A 454-nucleotide genomic window follows, 5' to 3' on the forward strand; every position below is an offset into this window, starting at 1 on the left:
AAAGGTTCTCGACATAGAGCGTCTACAAGACCCCGTAGAGCTTGATGAGCCTCCTATTGAGGTTCCGGATTCCGAATACTTCGAAGCTAATCAGGACGCCTTTCAGGAGCTTGCAGACTGGTATCTTTGAAGCTCCGCAGGACCGACGACAATGTAATTGTCATAGTCGGACACTATGACAAGTCAAATATTGATTTCTATCTGCTACAATAAGTTTCCAGTACCCCACAAACTGAGGGTCGGAGATTGTTATGGATATGGTAAAGAAGGAAAAATATAGAGAAATAGAKAGAGAAGTACAGAGGCTTGAAAATCTGTTCAATATAAAGGCTKTGCGATTGAAGGCACGTTATGAGACCAAGGCTATTCGTTATATGTTTGGGAATGGGGTCGATGTTTATTGCGGTTGKGAAAAGCCTTACGATATCATGACTTGTTTGCATGACCATTATAT

Annotated in this window: 1 protein-coding gene; it reads left to right on the plus strand. The window is 41.9% G+C overall.

All coding sequences use genetic code 11. The features are described from left to right. Positions 1–251 precede the first annotated feature (251 nt). Positions 252–454 (plus strand): hypothetical protein (locus KP705_RS17635; protein ID WP_215765219.1); only part of this gene is annotated, 203 nt, incomplete at its 3' end.

Source organism: Gluconobacter sp. P1D12_c, from assembly GCF_018812105.1.
GTDB classification, from domain to species: domain Bacteria; phylum Pseudomonadota; class Alphaproteobacteria; order Acetobacterales; family Acetobacteraceae; genus Gluconobacter; species Gluconobacter oxydans_A.